Source organism: Stenotrophomonas bentonitica, assembly GCF_013185915.1.
Taxonomy (GTDB): domain Bacteria; phylum Pseudomonadota; class Gammaproteobacteria; order Xanthomonadales; family Xanthomonadaceae; genus Stenotrophomonas; species Stenotrophomonas bentonitica.
On record NZ_JAAZUH010000005.1, the window covers coordinates 40,572 to 59,036 of the forward strand.

An 18,465-nucleotide genomic window follows, 5' to 3' on the forward strand; every position below is an offset into this window, starting at 1 on the left:
ATGCTGCAATCGCCCTGCCAACGGCAGGGCGCCACCGGGCGCGCGGTTCGCCGCATCCTGGATCTACCCAGCGTTTTACACACGCCGCACCTACCGGGCGTGCCCAATAATGCGTGACCCAACCAGCGTGCGACCTGCATGAGCGTTCCCGTGACCTCCCCTGCTGCCGACGGTGACCTCGTCGCACCACCCGCCCCGCCGCACACTCCGCGCCCACGCGGGCCGATGTCGCTGGTGGTGCTCGCCTTCCTGGCGGTCTGTTTCACCTTGTGGGCCGCGCAGGACATCGTCCTGCCGATCCTGCTGGCGATGTTCTTCGCCCTGGTGGGCAACCCGATCCTGCGCCTGCTGGGCCGCCTGTGGATTCCGCGCTTCCTGGCCGCAGTGCTGGTGATCGGGGTCGGCCTGAGCGGCGCCACCGCGCTGGGCGTGCAGCTGGTGGGCCCGGCCATGGACTGGGCGCAGGAAGCGCCGCAGCAGCTGCGCAAGGTGGCGCGCCAGGTGCAGAACCTGACCAAGCCGGTGCAGCAGGCCAACCAGGCGGCAGAGAACTTCGCACGCGTGGCCGGCGGCGAAAGCGCCCGCCGCGTGCAGGTGGTACGCACCCAGCTGGACGACCCCTACAAGGTGCTGACCCGCGCGCCGCGGCTGGCCGCGTCGATCCTGGCGGTGGTGCTGCTGACCCTGTTCTTCATGATCTACGGGCAGAACCTGCAGAAGCACGCCATCGCGCTGTTCCCGAGCCGCCAGCAGCAGCGTTTCACCGCCGACATCCTCCGTTCGATCGAGCGCGAGGTGTCGCGCTACGTGCTGACCATCACCGTGATCAATGCGCTGGTCGGGCTGGTTTTCTCCGGGATCCTGCTGCTGCTCGGAATCAGCCTGCAGGAGGCCCTGTTGTGGGGCACGGTGGCCGCGCTGCTGAACTTCGCGCCCTACGTGGGGCCGTTGATCGGGGTGACCCTGATGCTGCTGATGGGCTTCGTGGAGTTCAGCGACCCGTTCCAGGCAATGCTGCCTGCGGCCTGTTACCTGGCCCTGCACACCATCGAGGGCCAGGTGGTGACTCCGATCGTGCTGGGCCGGCAGATGGCGATCTCGCCGCTGATCCTGATCCTGGCGCTGATGGTGTTCGGCTGGCTGTGGGGCATGATCGGCCTGCTGCTGTCGGTCCCGCTGCTGGTCTGCATCAAGCTGGTGCTGGCGCGGCTCGAGGGCACCCAGGGCTGGGCCAAGCTGCTGGAGTAACCGGTAGAGCCACGCCCTGCGTGGCTGCCCCCACAGGCGTAGAATGGCCGGGTGAATTTCCCAGTCCTAGCCATCACCCTCGACCTCGACGACACCCTGTGGCCGTTCGCCCCCATCGGCGCCCGCATCGACCAGGTGTTGTACGAATGGATGCTCCAGCACAGCCCCGCCACCGCCGCGATGTACCCGGTGGCGGCGATGCGCGAACTGCGTGAGCGCTCCTTCCGCGATAACCCGCACCTGCACTACGACCTCAGCGCGCTGCGCCGGTTGACCCTGCAGGAGGCGCTGGAGAACAGCGGGGCCGACCTGGCCCTGCTGGAACCGGCTTACGAAGCGTTCTACGCCGCGCGCAACCAGGTGGAGTGCTACCCGGACGCGATCGAGGCGCTGACCCGCATCGCCGCCCGCGTGCCGGTGGCCGCGCTCAGCAACGGCAACGCCGACCTGGCCCGGATCGGGCTGGACCACCACTTCGCCTTCCAGCTGGGCTCGCGCGAACACGGCGCGGCCAAGCCGGCCGCCAGCATCTTCCACGCCGCCTGCGAACGCCTGGGCGTGGCCCCGGCGCACGTGCTGCATGTGGGCGACCATGTCGAAATGGACGTGGTCGGCGCCATGCAGGCCGGCCTGCGCGGCTGCTGGATCAACCGCGTTGAACACACCTGGCACCATCCTTCGCTGCAGCCCGACCTGCAGTTCGACACCCTGACCGGGCTGGCCGACTGGCTCGATGCGAATGCATCGGCGCAGCAGGCGCAGCCACGAACGGAGCACGACCCCGCATGACCCAGATCACCGGTTTCACCACCGATTCGGCCAACGCCCTGCTGCTGCACGTAATGAATCGCGAGCAGTTCGCGGCATGGCGCGCGCAGCAGGCGCCGGCGCTGGTTGCCTGGTTGGACGCGCAGCACTTCAACGGCAGCGGCTGCAGCGTGGTACTGCTGCCGGGCGAACACGGCCTGGCCGGGGCGATCGTCGGCGTGGGCGACAGCGGCGATGCCTATGCCTACGCGCATGCCCCGTTCGCGCTGCCCGAAGGCACCGTGTGGCAGCTGGCCGACGCACTGCCGGCGCCGATTGAAACCCTGCTGCACCTGGGCTGGGGCCTGGGCAGCTACCGCTTCGCACGCTACCGCAAGCCCAACCGCGCCCCGGCGCAGCTGGTGGCCACCCCCGCTGCCGAAGTGCGCGATGTGATCACCGCCAGCCTGCGCGTGCGCGACTGGGTGAACACGCCCACCGAAGACATGGGCCCGCAGCAGCTGGAAGACGCCGCCCGTGAACTGGCCGCCGCGCATGGCGGGCAGGTGGAGGTGATCACCGGCGACGCACTGCTGGAGCAGAATTTCCCGGCCATCCACGCGGTGGGCCGCGCCTCGCACCGTGCGCCGCGCCTGATCGCACTGCGCTGGGGGCAGGCCGGTCGTCCGCACGTGGCGCTGGTCGGCAAGGGCGTGTGCTTCGACACCGGCGGCCTGGACATCAAGCCGGCCGACGGCATGCGCAACATGAAGAAGGACATGGGCGGCGCCGCGCACGCGCTGGCCCTGGCCGGGCTGATCATGGCGCAGGACCTGCCGGTGCAGCTGACCCTGCTGATTGCCGCGGTGGAAAACGCGATCGGGCCGGACGCGTTCCGCCCGGGCGAAGTGATCGCTACCCGCAAGGGCCTCAGCATCGAGATCGACAACACCGACGCCGAAGGCCGGCTGGTGCTGTGCGACGCGCTGACCTACGCCAGCGAACAGAAGCCGGAGATCGTGCTGGACTTCGCCACGCTCACCGGCGCGGCGCGCATTGCGCTGGGTCCGGACCTGCCGGCGCTCTTCAGCAACAACGACACGCTGGCCCAGCAGTGGCTGCAGGCCGGTGACACCACGCGCGACCCGGTGTGGCGCATGCCGTTGTGGCGCCCGTACCTGCGTTACCTGCACAGCGGCATTGCCGACCTGGCCAACGCAGGCTCGCGCATGGCCGGTTCGGTCACCGCCGCGCTGTATCTGGAGCGCTTCATTGCCGAAGGCCAGGTGTGGGCGCATCTGGACGTGTACGCCTGGAACGACGGCGAGCGCCCGGGCCGCCCGGCCGGTGGCGAGGCGCTGGCGTTGCGCTCGGCGTGGGCCATGTTGAAGGGCCGGTATCTGTAAGCGCCGGTCCTGGCATGCCTGACAACCCGGATCCCCGCCTCGGCGGGGATCTGCCGTTAAAGGTTGTCGAAAATGTGAATATCGGTGTGGCGGGGGTTCTGCCACCATGCGCGTGACCCACCTTGAAGGCAGGCTCATGTCGCTCTTTCGATATACCCGCGCCGGTCGCGAGCCGGATTCGCCGCGCCCGCCGCATTCGCCGCTGTTGTGGATCGGCCTGATCGCACTGATTGCCGGTGCGGTGGTGCTGGCCTTTGCCTGGCTGGCCGGCTGGATCGGGCGCGACCGGGTGACGGCGCAGACCTTCACCGACACCATTGAAGCCACCGGCGCCAAGCACGCGGGGTTCCGCCGCGCGCACAGCAAGGGCGTGTGCGTGAGCGGCAGCTTCCAGGGCACGCCGGACGGCGCCGCGCTCAGCTCGGCGCGGGTGTTCCGCCAGCAGCAGGTGCCGGTGCTGGGCCGCCTCTCGATCGGCGGCGGCGACCCGCATGGTGCCGATGCCAGCGCGCGGGTGCGCAGCATGGCGTTGCAGCTTGTCACCGATGATGGCCAGGAATGGCGCACCGCCATGAACAGCTTCCCGTTCTTTGCGGTGCCCACTACTGAGGCGTTCCTGGAGCAGACCCGCGCCGGCATTCCCGACCCGGCCACCGGCAAGCCGGACCCGGCCAAACAGGCGGCCATTGCCGCGAAGTACCCGTCGGCGCGTGCGTTCGGGGCGTGGGCGAAGTCTGCGCCGTGGTCCACCAGCTGGGCCAACACCGATTACAACGGGGTGAACAGTTTCCGCTTCACCGCCGCCGACGGTACAGAACAGGCAGTGCGCTGGAGCATGGTGCCGCAGGCTGCCTTCGAGGCGATGAGCCCCGAGCAGCGCGCGCAGGCGAGCGTGGATTACCTGGCCGACGAGTTCGCGCAGCGGCTGGCGCAGGGACCGGTGCGTTGGGATATGTGGATCACGCTGGCCGAGCCGGGTGATGCGATCAATGATCCTTCCATCCCGTGGCCGGATACCCGCCGCCGGGTCAAGGCCGGCACGCTCAGCCTGACCGCGATGCAGCCGCAGGCCAACGGCGCCTGCAATAACGTGAACTTCGATCCGCTGATCCTGCCGAGCGGGATCGCCGGTACCGATGACCCGATCCTGGCCGCGCGGTCTGCGGTGTATTCGGAGTCGTTCAACCGCCGCGAGCGCGAGACGGCGAGCGGTGCGGCGCCGGCCGGGGGAGCACGTCGATGAAGGCGGACAACGGGCACTTCAATCTGACTGCGCGGGTGCTGCACTGGCTGATGGCGGTGCTGATCCTGACCATGCTGTTCGTGGGCGTGACCATGGTCGCCTCGCTGCACTGGCGGCCGATGCTGGTGGACCTGCACCGGCCGTTGGGTATCGCGATCCTGCTGCTGGCCGTGGTGCGGCTGGTGAACCGGCTGCGTCATCGTCCGCCGCCGCTGCCGGCGGATCTGCCGGCATGGCAGAAGTTTGCCGCGCATGCCTCGCATTGGATGCTGTACGGGTTGATGCTGGCGATGCCGCTGGTGGGCTGGGCGATGTTGTCGGCCGGTGGTTATCCGATCCAGATGTGGAAGGGGGTGTTGTTGCCGCCGATTCTTCCGCATGACGTGGCGCTGTATGCGGCGCTGCGCGGTGCGCATAGCGTGCTGGCGTATGTGTTGTTCGCCACGGTGGTGCTGCATTTGAGTGCCGCGTTGTTCCACCTGTGGGTACGCCGCGATGGCGTGTTCCAGGCGATGGCGAAAGGGCCTGAGCGGCGTTAGAGCCAACCCTTCTGCCGCGCCAACCGGTACGCCTCGATCCGGTTGGCCACGCCCAGCTTGCCGATGCACTCGGACAGATAATTGCGCACCGTGCCGTGCGAGAGGCCCAGCTGGGTGGCGATCTCGCTGGCCGAGCGGCCGTCGCCGGACAGGCGCAGCACCTGGCGTTCGCGGTCGTTGAGCGGGTCGGCCTGCGACCAGGCATCCAGCGCCAGTTGCGGGTCGATGGCTCGGCCGCCGTGCTGCACCTGGCGCAGCGCGTCGGCCAGCTTTTCCGCCGGTGCGTCCTTCAACAGATAGCCGCACACGCCGGCATCCAGCGCGCGGCGCAGAAACCCCGAGCGCGCGAAGGTGGTCACGATCACCACCTTGATCGGCAGTTCATGCCGCGAGATGCGCTGCGCCAGCTCCAGCCCGGAGAGTCCGGGCATTTCGATGTCCGTGACCAGGATGTCCGGCTTCAGCTGCTGGAGCATCCGCCACGCTGCTTCCCCATCGGCGGCAGCGCCCAGCACTTCGATGTCCGGCTCCAGCCCCAGCAGCGCCGACAACGCGCCGCGCACCATGGCCTGGTCTTCTGCGAGGACGATGCGGATCATTGGATCACCGTAGAGGATGTCGACAGCGAAAGGGACACAGGTGCCACCGGCGATGCTTCAGCCGCCGGCGGCACCGAGCGCGTCGCCGCCGGCAACGGCACCTGCACCGCCACGGTGGTGCCCTGCCCGCGCACCGAGGTCACCAGCAGGGTGCCGCGCAATGCCGCCACCCGCTCGCGCATGCCCGTCAGGCCGTTGCCATCCTCGTGCACGCCGCCCTGCCCGTCATCGCGAATCTGCATGGACAGCATGCGCCCGTCCTGCTCGAACGCCACCCAGGCCTGGTGCGCCTGCGCGTGGCGCACGATGTTGGTGGCCGCTTCGCGAAGCACCAGCGCCAGCCCACGCTCGATCTCCACCGGCATCGGTGGCGGCGGCGGGTAATCCAGGTGTACGTGCTGGCACTCCAGCAGCAGCCGCGCGGCCGCCAGTTCGGCGGCCAGGTCGCTGGCGCGGATCCCGGTGACCGCGCTGCGCACTTCGGCCAGGGCCTGGCGGGCGACGGCTTCGGCTTCGGTCACTTCGGCGCGGGCGCGCTCCGGGTCGCGGTCGAACAGCTTGCGCGACAGCTCCAGCTTCAAGGTGATCAGCGACAGGGTATGCCCCAGCAGGTCGTGCAGGTCGCGGCCGATGCGCTCGCGCTCGGCGGTGGCGGCGAGCCGGCGCACTTCGTCCTGCGAGAGCTGCAGCGCGGCCTCGCGGTCCTTGTTGGTGTTTTCCACGTTGATGATGATGCCGATGATCATCGCCATCGCCGGAATCCACACCACCAGCTGCCATTGGTAGCCCACCCATAGCGCGATGCCCACGAACAGCGCGTTGAGCGCCACCAGCTGGGCCAGGTAACGCCAGGCGCTGCCGATGCGGCACACCCGCAGGGTGACGCAGCCGAAGATGAAATAGCTGATGCCCGACGGGTACCACGGCAGCAGCGCCAGGCCCATGGCCACCATCGCCAACGCCAGGCGCGGCGCCTGCCTGCGCGGCGCCAGCAGCTGGCGGCCGTACAGCGCCAGGAACACCGGGTAGCTCAGCACCGTCAGCCACACCCAGGTGGCGGTGAAGCCGCCGCCGAAGATCGGGGTCAGGAACACCCAGCCGGTCCACAGCAGGTGCACCGCGTCGGACCAGGCCGGTTTGCCGCTGCGCAGGTTGTCAGCCACGGCCGAGTCCGGTGCGGGGCGCAAACGCGAAGAGAGCCAGCTGGGCAGCACGGGAACGTCCTTGGCGTGGGGATCGAGCGCGATCATGGCACCCAGTTTCGCGCGTCGCCATCGGCCCGGCCAGTGGTCCCGATCACCCCAAGCGGGTGACAGCTGTCACTGCCCGCGGCGCCGCTTTGCCGGGCATCCTGTGCCCCACCCGGCACCCCGCCGGTTTGCCCGCAACGATGGTTGCGGTCACACTCGGCCCGATTCCACGTCCAGACTCACGATGAACGCATCCGCTGAACTGCTCAAGGAACTCCGCATCGACCGCAACAAGGCCTCGGCGCCGCCGCCGTCGGGCTCGCCCCGCCGTGGCTTGTGGATCGGTCTGGCCATCGTCGCGCTGCTGGTGCTGGGCGGTATCGCCTGGTTCCTGTTCGGCCGAGAGCGCCCCATCGAGGTCAGCACCGTACCGGTGGTGGCGATCCAGCAGGGAACTGCCAGCAGCTCGGTGCTCGACGCCAGCGGCTACGTGGTGGCCCGGCGCATGGCCACGGTCTCGGCCAAGATCACCGGCAAGGTCCGCGAGGTGATGATCGAGGAAGGCATGCGGGTGGAAGAAGGCCAGGTGATGGCCACCCTGGACCCGATCGACGCCAACGCCCAGCGCAGCCTCTCGGCCTCGCAGCTGGAAGCGGCGCGCAGCCAGCTGGCCGGGTTGAAGGCGCAGGTGGCGCAGGCCGATGCCGAAGCCGGTCGCCTGCAGAAGCTGGTCGGCCAGCAGCTGGTCTCGCGTTCGCAGTACGACCTTGCCATGGCCCAGCGCGACAGCCTGCGGGCCCAGCTCAAGACCGCCGAACGCAATACCCGCGTGGCCGGCGACGCGCTGGCCATCGCCGAGCTCGGCGTGGACAACAACACCGTGCGCGCGCCGTTCTCCGGCGTGGTCACCGCCAAGGCCGCGCAGCCGGGCGAGATCGTCTCGCCGCTGTCGGCCGGTGGCGGCTTCACCCGTACCGGTATCGGCACCATCGTGGACATGGACTCGCTGGAGATCGAAGTTGAAGTGGGCGAGGCCTTCATCGGCCGCGTGCAGCCGAAGATGCCGGTGGAAGCCACCCTCAACGCCTACCCGGAATGGAAGATCCCGGCCGAGGTGATCGCCATCATTCCCACCGCCGACCGCGGCAAGGCCACGGTCAAGGTGCGCATCGCATTGAAGGTGAAAGACCCGCGCATCGTGCCGGAAATGGGCGTGCGGGTGAGCTTCCTGGAAGCGGCCGCGCCGACCCAGGCGGCTGCACCCAAGGGCGTGCGCGTACCGGCCTCGGCGCTGGTCGAGCGCGACCAGAAGACCGTGGCCTTCGTGGTCGGCGACGACAAGCGCGTGCAGCAGGTGCCGGTCACGGTCGGCGTGGCCCTCAACAACGACCGCCAGGTCACCGCCGGCCTCAGCGCCGGCGAGCAGGTGGTCAACAACCCACCCCCGGAACTGCGCGACGGCAGTGCCGTAGTGGAAAAGCAACCGCAGTAAGCAGGGCGGTGCCGCGACCTGGTCGCGAGCCGAGCTAGTGCGATTCCCGTGCCGTCCCGGCGCGCGCGTGGGCGGCTGCCCGCGATCTTTTTCCTCTTCATCGATTTACGGAGAACCACCCATGTCCACCCTGGTTTCGCTCCGCAACATCACCAAGACCTACCAGCGCGGCCCCGAGAAGGTGCAGGTCCTGCACGGCATCGACCTGGACATCCAGAAGGGCGACTTCGTCGCGCTGATGGGCCCCTCCGGCTCGGGCAAGACCACCCTGCTCAACCTGATCGGCGGGCTGGACACGCCCAGCGGCGGTGAGATCGAGATCGAAGGCGAGCGCATCGACCGCATGTCCGGCGGCCAGCTCTCCACCTGGCGCAGCCACCACGTCGGCTTCGTGTTCCAGTTCTACAACCTGATGCCGATGCTTACCGCGCAGAAGAACGTGGAGCTGCCGCTACTGCTGACCCACCTGGGCGCGGCGCAGCGCAAGCGCAATGCGGAGATCGCGCTGACCCTGGTCGGCCTGGCCGACCGCCGCAGCCACCGCCCCAACGAGCTTTCCGGCGGCCAGCAGCAGCGCGTGGCGATCGCCCGCGCGATCGTGTCCGACCCGACCTTCCTGATCTGCGACGAACCGACCGGCGACCTCGACCGTGCCTCGGCCGAAGAGATCCTGTTGCTGCTGCAGCAGCTCAATCGCGAGCACGGCAAGACCATCATCATGGTCACCCATGACCCCAAGGCCGCCGAGTACGCCACGCATACGGTGCACCTGGACAAGGGCGAGCTGGCCGACGCGCCTGCGGCCCACTGACGGAGGTCACTGCGATGAAGTATTTCTCGCTCATATGGGCGCAGCTGTTCCGCAGCAAGACGCGGACCCTGCTGACCCTGCTTTCGGTGGTGGCCGCGTTCCTGCTGTTCGGCATGCTCGACTCGGTGCGCGTGGCCTTCAGCTCGGGCGGCAGCGTGGAAGGCGCCAACCGCCTGATCGTGGCCTCGCGCCTGTCCATCACCCAGTCGCTGCCGATCCGCCTGGAACCGCAGGTGCGCCAAGTACCAGGGGTGAAGGACGTGACCTCGGGCATGTGGTTCGGCGGCATCTACCAGGACCCGAAGAATTTCTTCCCCAACTTCTCGGTGGCGCCGAACTACTTCGACGTGTACCGCGAGCTGCAGCTGCCGCCGGACCAGCTCAAGGCCTTCCAGGACACCCGTACCGGCGCGGTGGTCGGCGAGACCCTGGCCAAGGAGTTCGGCTGGAAGATCGGCGACACCATTCCGCTGCAGGCCACCATCTTCCCGCGCGGGGGCAGCAACGACTGGCCGCTGCAGCTGGTAGGCGTGTTCCGCTCCAAGGACCGCACCCTGGCGGCCAATGAAGAACGCCAGCTGATGATGAACTGGAAGTACTTCGACGAGTCCAACGACTACATCAAGAACCAGGTCAGCTGGTTCACGGTCACCCTGGACAACCCGGACCATGCCTCGCGCGTGGCCCAGGCCATCGATGCGATCTCGGCCAACTCCGACCATGAAACCAAGACCCAGACCGAGTCTGCCTTCCAGCAGGCGTTCGTGAAGCAGTTCGCCGACATCGGGCTGATCGTCACCTCGATCATGGGCGCGGTGTTCTTCACCCTGCTGCTGCTCACCGGCAACACCATGGCCCAGGCGGTGCGCGAGCGGGTGCCGGAGCTGGCCACGCTGAAGACGCTGGGCTTCAAGGACAGCACGGTGCTGGTACTGGTGATGATCGAGGCGGTGCTGCTGATCGGGCTGGGCGGTGCCATCGGCATGGCCCTGGCTGCCACCATCCTGCCGATCCTGTCGCCGAAGACACAGGGCCTGCTGCCGCCGCACGTGCCGACCCAGACCTGGGCGATGGGCGTGGCGCTGATCCTGGTCATCGGCGTGGTGGTGGGCCTGCTGCCGGCGCTGCGCGCCAAGCGGCTGAAGATCGTCGACGCCCTCGCGGGCCGCTGAGGAGAACCGACATGAAGAAGCAATGGTTGGGCAATCTGTTGTCGGTGCTGCTGCTCGCGGTGGCGCTGGTGGTGTGGATCATGCTGCCGTGGCCGGCGGTGCTGGCGGTGGTTGCAGCCGTGGTGCTGTGGCTGCTGCTCACCCGCAGCGGGCGGCTGGCGCTGGCCGCCACGCGGATCGGCGTGGCCAGCCTTCCGCAGCGCTGGGGCGCGTCCTCGGTGGTGGTGGTGGGCATTGCCGGCGTGGTCGGCGTGCTGGTGGCGATGCTGGCGATGGGCCAGGGCTTCCAGGCCACCCTTAACAGCACCGGAGATGAGAGCACCGCGATCGTGCTGCGCGGCGGTTCGCAGGCGGAAACCAATTCGGTGATCACCCGCGACCAGGTGCCGCTGCTGTCCACGGTGCCGGGCGTGACCAAGGACGCGCAGGGCAAGCCGATGATCTCGCCGGAGCTCTCGCAGGTGGTGAACCTGGTCTCCAAGGGCGACGGCACCGACGTCAACGCGCAGTTCCGTGGCGTGGGCGAGATGGCCTGGGCGGTGCACGACAAGGTCAAGATCACCGAAGGCCGGCGCTTCAATCCCGGCCTGCGCGAGATCGTGGTCGGCAAGGGTGCGCAGGGACAGTTCCGTGGGCTGGAGGTGGGCAAGACGCTCAACCTGGGCAACCAGCAGTGGACGGTGGTCGGGGTGTTCAACTCCGGCGACGCGCACGATTCGGAGCTGTGGACCGACGCTGAAACCCTGGCCAACACTTACCAGCGCAGTGCCTGGCAGTCGATCACGGTGCGCACTGACGGTGAGGCAGGCTTCAAGCAGTTCAAGGCCGGCGTCGCCGCCGACCCGCGCCTGAAGCTGGACGTGGAAACCACCAAGGCGTACTACGCCAAGCAGGGCGGTGGCCTGAACACGCTGATCAAGGTGCTGGGCACGGTGATCGGCGCGATCATGGCGGTGGGTGCGGTGTTCGGTGCGCTCAACACCATGTACGCGGCGGTCGCCACCCGCGCGCGCGAGATCGCCACCATGCGCGCCATCGGCTTCCGTGGCGTGCCGGTGGTCACCGCGATCATGCTGGAAACCATGCTGCTGGCGCTGATCGGCGGCCTGTTGGGCGGGCTGGTGGCCTGGGCCATCTTCAACGGCTACAGCGTCTCCACCATCGGCAGCAACTTCAGCCAGGTGGTGTTCCAGTTCAAGGTCTCACCCGAGCTGCTGTGGAGCGGGTTGAAGTGGGCGCTGGGGATCGGGCTGGTGGGCGGGCTGTTCCCCGCACTGCGCGCGGCGCGGCTGCCGATTACTACCGCGTTGCGGGAGACCTGATTGCTGGCAGAGACCGTGCCCCGGGGGGGGCACGGTCGGTTGCGTCGCAGTAGCTACCACTAGTAGTTCGCGATCCGGCACTGGGGCTTTCCTTGGACGCGACTGCAGGAAAAGACCATGTCCACGTAGCCGGGCAGCTCGCCGATCACCTCCACGCCCGCCCATTTGGCGCGGTCCATGAAGAAGGGCCTAAGCGCTGCGTACTCCTTGCGATACAGAAACTCGCGCGGCGCACCGTCTGCATGCAGGAAGTCCTCTGGCGTTTCCTGCATTCGCGCATAACGGTCACCTGATTCCAGATATTCCCAACGACGGGTTTCATGGTCGAAGTAGAACTCGATGAATCCCAGATACGCGGTAATGATGTTGAGGCGGGAGATGAGAGGCGTTATCCCTCCCCACGGGGATTCGATGCGCAGCACGCGCCCGTGTTCGGTATCCGCGTTGAGATAGTCGAAGCGAATTGCGCGCGTTATCATCCGCCGCGCCGTTTCGCGGGCTTCCAGATGTCTGGGATTGACGCCCGCAACGTGATGACCCCACAGGATGGTACTGCTTTGCGGCTGTTCCAGGGCCACATGGGGCGCACCCGGCGGCTGCAACGATACCGTCCCCCATGGATCAACGAATTCGTCCCGCCTCTCGTCGTACAGCCTCATCATCTGGTTGTACTGCGTGCGTATCCATGGCTCCGGCACGAAATGGGTCGCCACGCGTTGGCCATTGACCTCGGTCACATCGAAGCCCTGGATATTGGTCCAACTCGCGCCGTTGTAAATGTAGTGCTGTCCGACCCCAAGCGACTCTGCACGCTCATACATCTCACTGGCAGTGCACATGTAACAGGGCCGGGCAAGAGGATCCTCCACCGACGCCACTGCCGGATACGGCAACGCGGCCAATAGCAACCACCACACCTTCTTCATCATCTGCTCCCTGATTGCCCGCACACGCGGGTACAGGCAGTTCAGCAACAGGCGGAAGGGGTGACTATCGGAATGAGGCGAAACGCGACGCCTCGGATGCATCATCCGGAATGATGCAACCCACACTCCATGACAGGAGTGCGCAATACGTCATCGCCGCAACCGGGTTCACGCCTACGTTTTGGAACGCGGATCATGCCTACGGTGTGACGCAGTTCAATGGAAGCAGACAACCGGCCTCGTCTTTGTCTGAAAAGTCCGAATCTTCATTGCGAATGCGGCACCCCGTGGATACTTTCGCGCCCTCGGAATGGGCGTGCGTCGCGGACGAATTGCGACATCGCCCGACCTACGGAGGGTGTGGATGTCGACACAGAAGATTTCAGGCGCGTTTCGATCAGGCTTACGAACCTTGCCCGAAGGGCTGCTGATTGCTGGGCTGTTCGCCACAACGTGCTGGGCGACCAGGCAGGTTTCACTGGATCAGTTTTTCATACCGGCAGGCATACGAGTCGCAGCGTTGATCCTATGCCCTGTTCGGTTCTGGCCATACCTGTTGCTGGGCGAGTACGCCTACTATGGTCACCTGAGACTTCCCCTGATCGAGAAGTATGGCCTCTCCTGGGTCCTGATCTCCTCCGCGTTTCAGTTTCCAACTGCGGCGTGGGTCGTCTACCTGCATCGGCGACATATCGCTCGCCAGACGGATACATGGATGCTATCGGTCGCGACTGCTTCAGCAGTACTGATCGGAACAGGCACGGTTCTCATTGCCCATCTCCTTTGGCCCGTACCGCCGGCCGGAGGGATCGCGTCAATTGCGTTCAGAAGCACGCTTGGCGACTACGTAGCGATCCTGACTGTTGTGCCACTGGCGGCGCTGTGGAGACAGCGGATGGATGTCGACTGGCCGTCGTTTCTGGACTCACGGACCACATACGGCTTACTTGCACTTCTGGCATGCGGCTTCGTCTCGATCCTTCTTCCCCAAGGTTCAGTCGAACGAACGACTGCTCAACTTCTAATGGCGGCACCTGTCATCGCGCTGACCTGCCTGCAGGGCTGGCTGGGGGCAGCCATTGGAATGCCCTTGATGAATCTCTTCGTCCGCGTTGGTACCCCGGTCACCGGACTTCCCTCTTCGTTTGATCTGGAATCATTCAACGTACAGCTGATTGCAGCCCTGTCAGGTACGGCGTTGCTTGCCCTTGGCTCACGGATCACGCACTTCTACCATCAGTGCACTTTTCATGCGAGCGCCAGCCGGCAGGCCATCTCGAACGCTCGCACCTCCAATAGCGTGGGTGAACGCGAGCTCCGCAATCGAGCAATGGATCTTAGGCGGATTGGGGACGGGCTTGAGTCCGCGCTGAGCGAGACCATCGATTGGCTGAAAGTTCGCGGACACCACGACATGGCCTCAAGTCTTCTGCACGTTGCAACCGTTCACTCGAGGAAGTTCCGGGAGCAGACCAGCATGGTTTACCCAACCAGCATGGAGCATGTGGGGCTCTACCTGGCCCTTCAGATCGGAGGAGTCGGTGATGCCTGGCAACAGACAGCCAGGCTGGAGCGGCTTCATCTTTCAGGCGATCCTTGCCGGTTGGACCTGGATCTTCAGCTCAACGTCTATCGCGCAATGACAGAGGCGGTTTCCCTGCTGCTGGAATACGAGAAGGGAAACCTGTTGATCCGCGCCAGATGCGGTCGCCATGGAACCACCCGGGGCGTGGTGGTTACCATCGGCGCTGCGGACGTTCGGCACAGGCTATCCAGGAGCACAGTGACCATGGCGATTGGTCGGTTAAGTGGCCGGACCCAAGCCTACGGCGGAACCGTTCAGTGCCTTCGTAATCGCATCCGGATGTCGTTCGCTGATCCGTCAACGTGCTAGGGCTGCTCGGAGGCGTTCTCCACCCACCAGTTTGCAGCGCTTCCCCAACCACTCACCAGCAGCCTGAAATCGGGATGCCGGTACACCTCCCGCGCATGCGCCGGCGCGGATGGGCGATGGTCCGAAGGTAAGGCGATGCTGGTGTCCGTCGGGCCGGCGGGCAGCACCCAGTAGTAGGTTCCCGATCGCCCGATGATGAACTGCACCGCTCCTGCTTGTTCACTGACCTGCAGGTATCCAACTCCGTCACGTTCGAACGTATGAACGGCCCACTGCCGATCAAGGCTCACATTTGTCTCGGACGGTTGAACCTGCCCTATCCCGCTACTCGCAGACATGGGGTCCTTAATGTCGCCGGGGCAGCACAGCGCCCATGCGGGGAGCGGGGACGTCATCATCAGGATGAGCGGACACAGGTAACGCGCAGACAGTTTCAGCACCATGCACCTCCGATTCTTCAATGGCTGGTGCGCGCGATGCTATGCGCGCGGGTTCTGCAGCACGTTGAACAAAATCGGAAATTGGCGCAGCCACGCAGGGCGTGGCTCTACCGGGGGATTTTTCGCGAGCGGTACACGCTGTCGGAGACGAACAGCAGCAGGCCTACCCAGATCGCGGCGAAACCAATCGCCTTCGCGCTGTCGAACGGTTCGCGGAAGAAGAACACGCCCAGCAACAGGCCCAGGCTGGGAGCGATGTACTGCAGGATGCCGACCAGCGAGAGCGGGATGCGCTTTACGCCATAGGCAAAGCCGATCAACGGCAGGGCGGTGACCGCGCCTCCGAGGATCAGCAGCAGGTCGTTGCGCCAGCCCCAGCCGCCGAAGAAGCCGCCGCCGTGGCCGGCCTCGCTCCACAACGCGAAGCCGATTGCCGGCAGGAACAGGTACAGACTTTCGATGCCCAGCCCCGCCACCGGGTCTACCGAGATCATCTTGCGCAGCAGGCCGTACAGGCCGAACGAGCAGGCCAGGCCCAGTGCGATCCACGGCGGGGTGCCGGCGTCGATGGTCAGCCAGGTCACGCCGAGCGCGGCGCAGGCCACGGCCAGCCACTGCAGGCCGCGCAGGCGTTCCTTCAGCACCACCACGCCCAGTACGACGCTCACCAGCGGGTTGATGAAGTAGCCCAGGCTGGTTTCGATCACATGCCCGGCGTTGATCGCCCAGATGTACAGGCCCCAGTTGAAGGCGATAGCCATGCTGCTCAGCGCCAGCGTGGGCAGCGCGCGCGGCTGCGCGGCGATCTGCCTCCACCAGCCGGTGCCGTTGCTGATCAGCAGCCACGCCACCACCAGCACGGTGCTCCAGATGATGCGGTGGGCGATGATCTGCTGCGAAGGCACCGCCTTGAGCAGGTGCCAGTACACCGGCACCAGGCCCCACAGGGTGAAGGTGAAGGCGGTGATGGCCAGGCCACGGCGCTGTTCCTGCAGGGGCGTCCTTTCCACTGCGCTCACTTGCGGCGGGTCCGGGCCAGGGTGAGCACCAGCACGCCCGCCAGGATCACGCCCATGGCCAGCAGGTCATGCGGGCCGAAGTGCTCATGGCCGATCAGGGCACCGAGCAGCACCGCGATCACCGGATTGACGTAGGCGTAGCTGGCGGCCAGCGCCGGGCGCACGTTCTGCAGCAGCCACACGTAGGCGGTGAAGGCCACGATGGAGCCGAACATGCACAGGTACGCCACGGCCAGAAGCCCATTCATGCTGGGCCAGGTGGTCGGCCGTTCGCCGGTGGCCAGGCCGAGCGCGACCAACATGACGCCACCGCACAGCATCTGCCCGGCGGCGGTCATGAAGGGGCTGGGCAGGTCCAGGCCGCGCGCCCAGACCGAGCCGAACGCCCAGCCGATCGGGGCGATCAGCAGCAGGATCAAGCCCTGCGGAGACGCGGTGAGGCTGCTTCCCGCATTCAGCCAGACCACGCCGAGGAAGCCGATGGCGATGCCCAGCCACTCGCCGCGGGTGGCGTGCTGGCCGCGCATGGCACCGAACAGGGCCATCCACAGCGGTACCGAGGCCACGGCGGTGGCGGCCAGACCGGAGGAGACGGTGCGCTCGGCCAGCACCACCATGCCGTTGCCCAGCACCAGCATGGTCAGGCCCATGATGACCAGGTTGCGCCACTGCCGGCCGGTCGGCGCGGGCAGGCCGCGCCAGCGCAGCACGGCGTACATCAGGCTGCCGGCCACGATGAACCGGGCCCCGGAGACTGTCGTCAACGGCAGCGCACCGCCCTCCAGGGCGAAGCGGATGCCCAGGTAGGTGGACCCCCAGACCACGTACACCAGCAGCAGGGCCAGGACGACCAGGCCACTGCGGGGAGCGGCCTGCGGGGGTGCGGGGGTAGCGGCCATACGGGACCAGCGGGAGGGGGAGAGGGGATTCTAGGGCTTTGCCGCAGGCGCGGCATGCCTTCTGGTGGCACGCTGTCGTGCCCGGACTAGTTACATGGTGCAATGCCCACCGGTCATGCACGTGGGGTAAGGTAAAAACTGCCTAGAACCACCGCTCCACCGTGAGGACCGTTTTCCAGCATGAGCATCTCCCCTACCCTTTCCGCGCCCGCCAATGACAAGGCCGCGCTGAAACGTTCGATCTCCAACACCCTGAAGGGCTCGGCCGGCAATCTGGTCGAGTGGTATGACGTTTACGTCTACTCGGTGTTCGCGGTCTACTTCGAATCCCAGTTCTTCTCGGCCGCCGACAAGAACTCCACCATGTATGTGTGGGCGATCTTCGCCGCCACCTTCCTGATGCGCCCGATCGGCGCCTGGTACTTCGGCCGCTTCGCCGACCGTTACGGCCGCCGCCTGGCGCTGACCGTGTCGGTGACCATGATGGCCGCCTGTTCGTTCCTGATCGCGCTGACCCCCACTGCCGCCACCATCGGGGGCTGGGCCGCGTTGATCCTGCTGTTCGCGCGCCTGCTGCAGGGCTTCGCCACCGGTGGCGAGTACGGCACCAGCGCCACCTACATGTCCGAGGCCGCGCTGCCGGGCCGCCGTGGCTTCCTGTCTTCGTTCCACTACGTCACCCTGGTCGGTGGCCACGTGCTGGCACAGCTGACCCTGTTCACCATGCTGCTGTTCTGGGACAAGCCGGAAATTTCGGCCTGGGGCTGGCGCATCGCGTTCGGCATCGGTGGCCTGGCCGCCATCGTGGTGTTCTGGCTGCGTCGTTCGATGGATGAGTCGCTGACGGAAGACTCCATCGAAGCCGCCCGCGAAGGCCGCGCCAAGGCGTCGGGCTCGATGTACGAACTGTTCGTGCACCAGTGGCGCCCGCTGCTGCTGTGCTTCCTGATCACCGCCGGCGGCACCGTGGCCTTCTACACCTATTCGGTGAACGGCCCGAAGATGATCCAGAGCGCGTTTGCCGGTACCGACGTGATGACCGGCACGCTGATCAACCTGGGCGTGCTGACCTTCCTGATGGTGCTGCAGCCGATTGGCGGCTGGCTCTCGGACATCGTGGGCCGCAAGAGCCTGCTGGTGTTCTTCGGCGTGGGCGGCGTGCTGTACAGCTGGTACCTGATCACCCAGCTGCCGAACCAGCATGACCCGCTGTGGGCGTTCCTGACCCTGGCCATTGGCTTCGTGATCCTGACCGGTTACACCTCGATCAACGCGGTGGTGAAGGCCGAGCTGTTCCCGACCCACGTGCGTGCGCTGGGCGTGGGCTTCGGCTACGCGATGGCCAACTCGCTGTTCGGTGGTACCGCGCCACTGCTGTACCAGGGCGCGCTGAAGACCGACCGGGTGGGCGACTTCGCCATCTACGTCACGGCGATCATCGCGGTGTCGCTGGTTGTGTATGTGTTCTTCCTGAAGAACAAGGGGCCGAACTATCTGGATGGCACCCTGAAATAATTC

17 protein-coding genes are annotated in these 18,465 nt (G+C 66.5%); 11 read left to right on the forward strand and 6 right to left on the reverse strand.

The genetic code is table 11. From position 1 onward, the window contains the following. Window positions 1–138 precede the first annotated feature (138 nt). From HGB51_RS19705 to HGB51_RS19725, 5 genes are all read left to right on the forward strand, one after another. Window positions 139–1,248, forward strand: a complete 1,110-nt coding sequence (locus HGB51_RS19705) for an AI-2E family transporter (RefSeq protein WP_070208568.1) — start codon at window positions 139–141, stop codon at window positions 1,246–1,248. Between the two features lie 51 nt (window positions 1,249–1,299). After that, window positions 1,300–2,037, forward strand: a complete 738-nt coding sequence (locus HGB51_RS19710) for an HAD family hydrolase (RefSeq protein ID WP_070208567.1) — start codon at window positions 1,300–1,302, stop codon at window positions 2,035–2,037. Continuing rightward, a complete protein-coding gene (locus HGB51_RS19715) occupies window positions 2,034–3,401 on the forward strand; it encodes a leucyl aminopeptidase family protein (protein WP_070208566.1) in 1,368 nt (455 codons plus the stop codon). Before HGB51_RS19710 ends, HGB51_RS19715 begins: the two co-directional genes overlap by 4 nt. Window positions 3,402–3,537: 136 nt before the next feature. After that, a complete protein-coding gene (locus HGB51_RS19720) occupies window positions 3,538–4,644 on the forward strand; it encodes a catalase family peroxidase (RefSeq protein ID WP_070208565.1) in 1,107 nt (368 codons plus the stop codon). Beyond that, a complete protein-coding gene (locus HGB51_RS19725) occupies window positions 4,641–5,183 on the forward strand; it encodes a cytochrome b (RefSeq protein WP_070208564.1) in 543 nt (180 codons plus the stop codon). Before HGB51_RS19720 ends, HGB51_RS19725 begins: the two co-directional genes overlap by 4 nt. Here the strand turns inward: HGB51_RS19725 and HGB51_RS19730 are convergent. Continuing rightward, complete coding sequence (locus HGB51_RS19730) at window positions 5,180–5,782, reverse strand: response regulator transcription factor (RefSeq protein ID WP_070208563.1); 603 nt, start codon at window positions 5,780–5,782, stop codon at window positions 5,180–5,182. The genes HGB51_RS19725 and HGB51_RS19730 overlap by 4 nt on opposite strands. Further along, window positions 5,779–7,032, reverse strand: a complete 1,254-nt coding sequence (locus HGB51_RS19735; protein WP_070208562.1) for a sensor histidine kinase — start codon at window positions 7,030–7,032, stop codon at window positions 5,779–5,781. The genes HGB51_RS19730 and HGB51_RS19735 overlap by 4 nt, the downstream gene beginning before the upstream one ends. Window positions 7,033–7,216: 184 nt before the next feature. On the opposite strand from HGB51_RS19735, the gene HGB51_RS19740 reads away from it, so the two are divergent. The 4 genes from HGB51_RS19740 to HGB51_RS19755 all read left to right on the forward strand — a co-directional run bounded on the left by HGB51_RS19740 (window position 7,217) and on the right by HGB51_RS19755 (window position 11,769). Then, window positions 7,217–8,464, forward strand: coding sequence for an efflux RND transporter periplasmic adaptor subunit (locus HGB51_RS19740; protein WP_070208561.1), 1,248 nt, complete (start codon window positions 7,217–7,219; stop codon window positions 8,462–8,464). A gap of 121 nt (window positions 8,465–8,585) precedes the next feature. Then, on the forward strand, window positions 8,586–9,275 hold the full coding sequence (locus tag HGB51_RS19745; RefSeq protein WP_070208560.1) for an ABC transporter ATP-binding protein: 690 nt from the start codon (window positions 8,586–8,588) through the stop codon (window positions 9,273–9,275). 14 nt (window positions 9,276–9,289) lie between these two features. Beyond that, window positions 9,290–10,447: an ABC transporter permease gene (locus tag HGB51_RS19750; RefSeq protein WP_070208559.1), complete on the forward strand. Its 1,158-nt coding sequence runs from the start codon at window positions 9,290–9,292 to the stop codon at window positions 10,445–10,447. Window positions 10,448–10,458: 11 nt separating this feature from the next. After that, window positions 10,459–11,769 carry an ABC transporter permease gene (locus HGB51_RS19755; protein WP_070208558.1) on the forward strand — a complete coding sequence of 437 codons (1,311 nt, stop codon included), beginning with the start codon at window positions 10,459–10,461 and terminating at the stop codon, window positions 11,767–11,769. Window positions 11,770–11,828: 59 nt separating this feature from the next. On the opposite strand, the gene HGB51_RS19760 is transcribed toward HGB51_RS19755, so the two are convergent. Next, window positions 11,829–12,695 carry a hypothetical protein gene (locus tag HGB51_RS19760; RefSeq protein WP_141739178.1) on the reverse strand — a complete coding sequence of 289 codons (867 nt, stop codon included), beginning with the start codon at window positions 12,693–12,695 and terminating at the stop codon, window positions 11,829–11,831. Between the two features lie 364 nt (window positions 12,696–13,059). On the opposite strand from HGB51_RS19760, the gene HGB51_RS19765 reads away from it, so the two are divergent. Continuing rightward, the gene (locus HGB51_RS19765; protein ID WP_070208556.1) at window positions 13,060–14,589 is read left to right on the forward strand and encodes an MASE1 domain-containing protein; all 1,530 of its coding nucleotides are present in this window, start codon (window positions 13,060–13,062) and stop codon (window positions 14,587–14,589) included. On the opposite strand, the gene HGB51_RS19770 is transcribed toward HGB51_RS19765, so the two are convergent. The 3 genes from HGB51_RS19770 to yedA all read right to left on the reverse strand — a co-directional run bounded on the left by HGB51_RS19770 (window position 14,586) and on the right by yedA (window position 16,947). Next, the gene (locus HGB51_RS19770) at window positions 14,586–15,032 is read right to left on the reverse strand and encodes a hypothetical protein (RefSeq protein ID WP_070208555.1); all 447 of its coding nucleotides are present in this window, start codon (window positions 15,030–15,032) and stop codon (window positions 14,586–14,588) included. The genes HGB51_RS19765 and HGB51_RS19770 overlap by 4 nt on opposite strands. 104 nt (window positions 15,033–15,136) lie before the next feature. Continuing rightward, window positions 15,137–16,048 carry an EamA family transporter RarD gene (gene rarD, locus HGB51_RS19775; RefSeq protein ID WP_070208554.1) on the reverse strand — a complete coding sequence of 304 codons (912 nt, stop codon included), beginning with the start codon at window positions 16,046–16,048 and terminating at the stop codon, window positions 15,137–15,139. Continuing rightward, window positions 16,045–16,947 carry a drug/metabolite exporter YedA gene (yedA, locus tag HGB51_RS19780; RefSeq protein WP_070208553.1) on the reverse strand — a complete coding sequence of 301 codons (903 nt, stop codon included), beginning with the start codon at window positions 16,945–16,947 and terminating at the stop codon, window positions 16,045–16,047. Before yedA ends, rarD begins: the two co-directional genes overlap by 4 nt. Window positions 16,948–17,127: 180 nt before the next feature. Here yedA and HGB51_RS19785 point away from each other — a divergent pair, with 180 nt between their 5' ends. Further along, window positions 17,128–18,462, forward strand: a complete 1,335-nt coding sequence (locus HGB51_RS19785; protein WP_070208552.1) for an MFS transporter — start codon at window positions 17,128–17,130, stop codon at window positions 18,460–18,462. Window positions 18,463–18,465: the final 3 nt, after the last annotated feature.

Excerpts from the sequence above, each read along its gene's own strand:
- HGB51_RS19705 (WP_070208568.1), top strand. The coding sequence starts at position 139 with ATGAGCGTTCCCGTGACCTCCCCTGCTGCCGACGGTGACCTCGTCGCA.
- HGB51_RS19715 (WP_070208566.1), top strand. The coding sequence starts at position 2,034 with ATGACCCAGATCACCGGTTTCACCACCGATTCGGCCAACGCCCTGCTG.
- HGB51_RS19720 (WP_070208565.1), top strand. The coding sequence starts at position 3,538 with ATGTCGCTCTTTCGATATACCCGCGCCGGTCGCGAGCCGGATTCGCCG.
- HGB51_RS19725 (WP_070208564.1), top strand. The coding sequence starts at position 4,641 with ATGAAGGCGGACAACGGGCACTTCAATCTGACTGCGCGGGTGCTGCAC.
- HGB51_RS19730 (WP_070208563.1), bottom strand. The coding sequence starts at position 5,782 with ATGATCCGCATCGTCCTCGCAGAAGACCAGGCCATGGTGCGCGGCGCG.
- HGB51_RS19735 (WP_070208562.1), bottom strand. The coding sequence starts at position 7,032 with ATGATCGCGCTCGATCCCCACGCCAAGGACGTTCCCGTGCTGCCCAGC.
- HGB51_RS19740 (WP_070208561.1), top strand. The coding sequence starts at position 7,217 with ATGAACGCATCCGCTGAACTGCTCAAGGAACTCCGCATCGACCGCAAC.
- HGB51_RS19745 (WP_070208560.1), top strand. The coding sequence starts at position 8,586 with ATGTCCACCCTGGTTTCGCTCCGCAACATCACCAAGACCTACCAGCGC.
- HGB51_RS19750 (WP_070208559.1), top strand. The coding sequence starts at position 9,290 with ATGAAGTATTTCTCGCTCATATGGGCGCAGCTGTTCCGCAGCAAGACG.
- HGB51_RS19755 (WP_070208558.1), top strand. The coding sequence starts at position 10,459 with ATGAAGAAGCAATGGTTGGGCAATCTGTTGTCGGTGCTGCTGCTCGCG.
- HGB51_RS19760 (WP_141739178.1), bottom strand. The coding sequence starts at position 12,695 with ATGAAGAAGGTGTGGTGGTTGCTATTGGCCGCGTTGCCGTATCCGGCA.
- HGB51_RS19765 (WP_070208556.1), top strand. The coding sequence starts at position 13,060 with ATGTCGACACAGAAGATTTCAGGCGCGTTTCGATCAGGCTTACGAACC.
- HGB51_RS19770 (WP_070208555.1), bottom strand. The coding sequence starts at position 15,032 with ATGGTGCTGAAACTGTCTGCGCGTTACCTGTGTCCGCTCATCCTGATG.
- yedA (WP_070208553.1), bottom strand. The coding sequence starts at position 16,947 with ATGGCCGCTACCCCCGCACCCCCGCAGGCCGCTCCCCGCAGTGGCCTG.
- HGB51_RS19785 (WP_070208552.1), top strand. The coding sequence starts at position 17,128 with ATGAGCATCTCCCCTACCCTTTCCGCGCCCGCCAATGACAAGGCCGCG.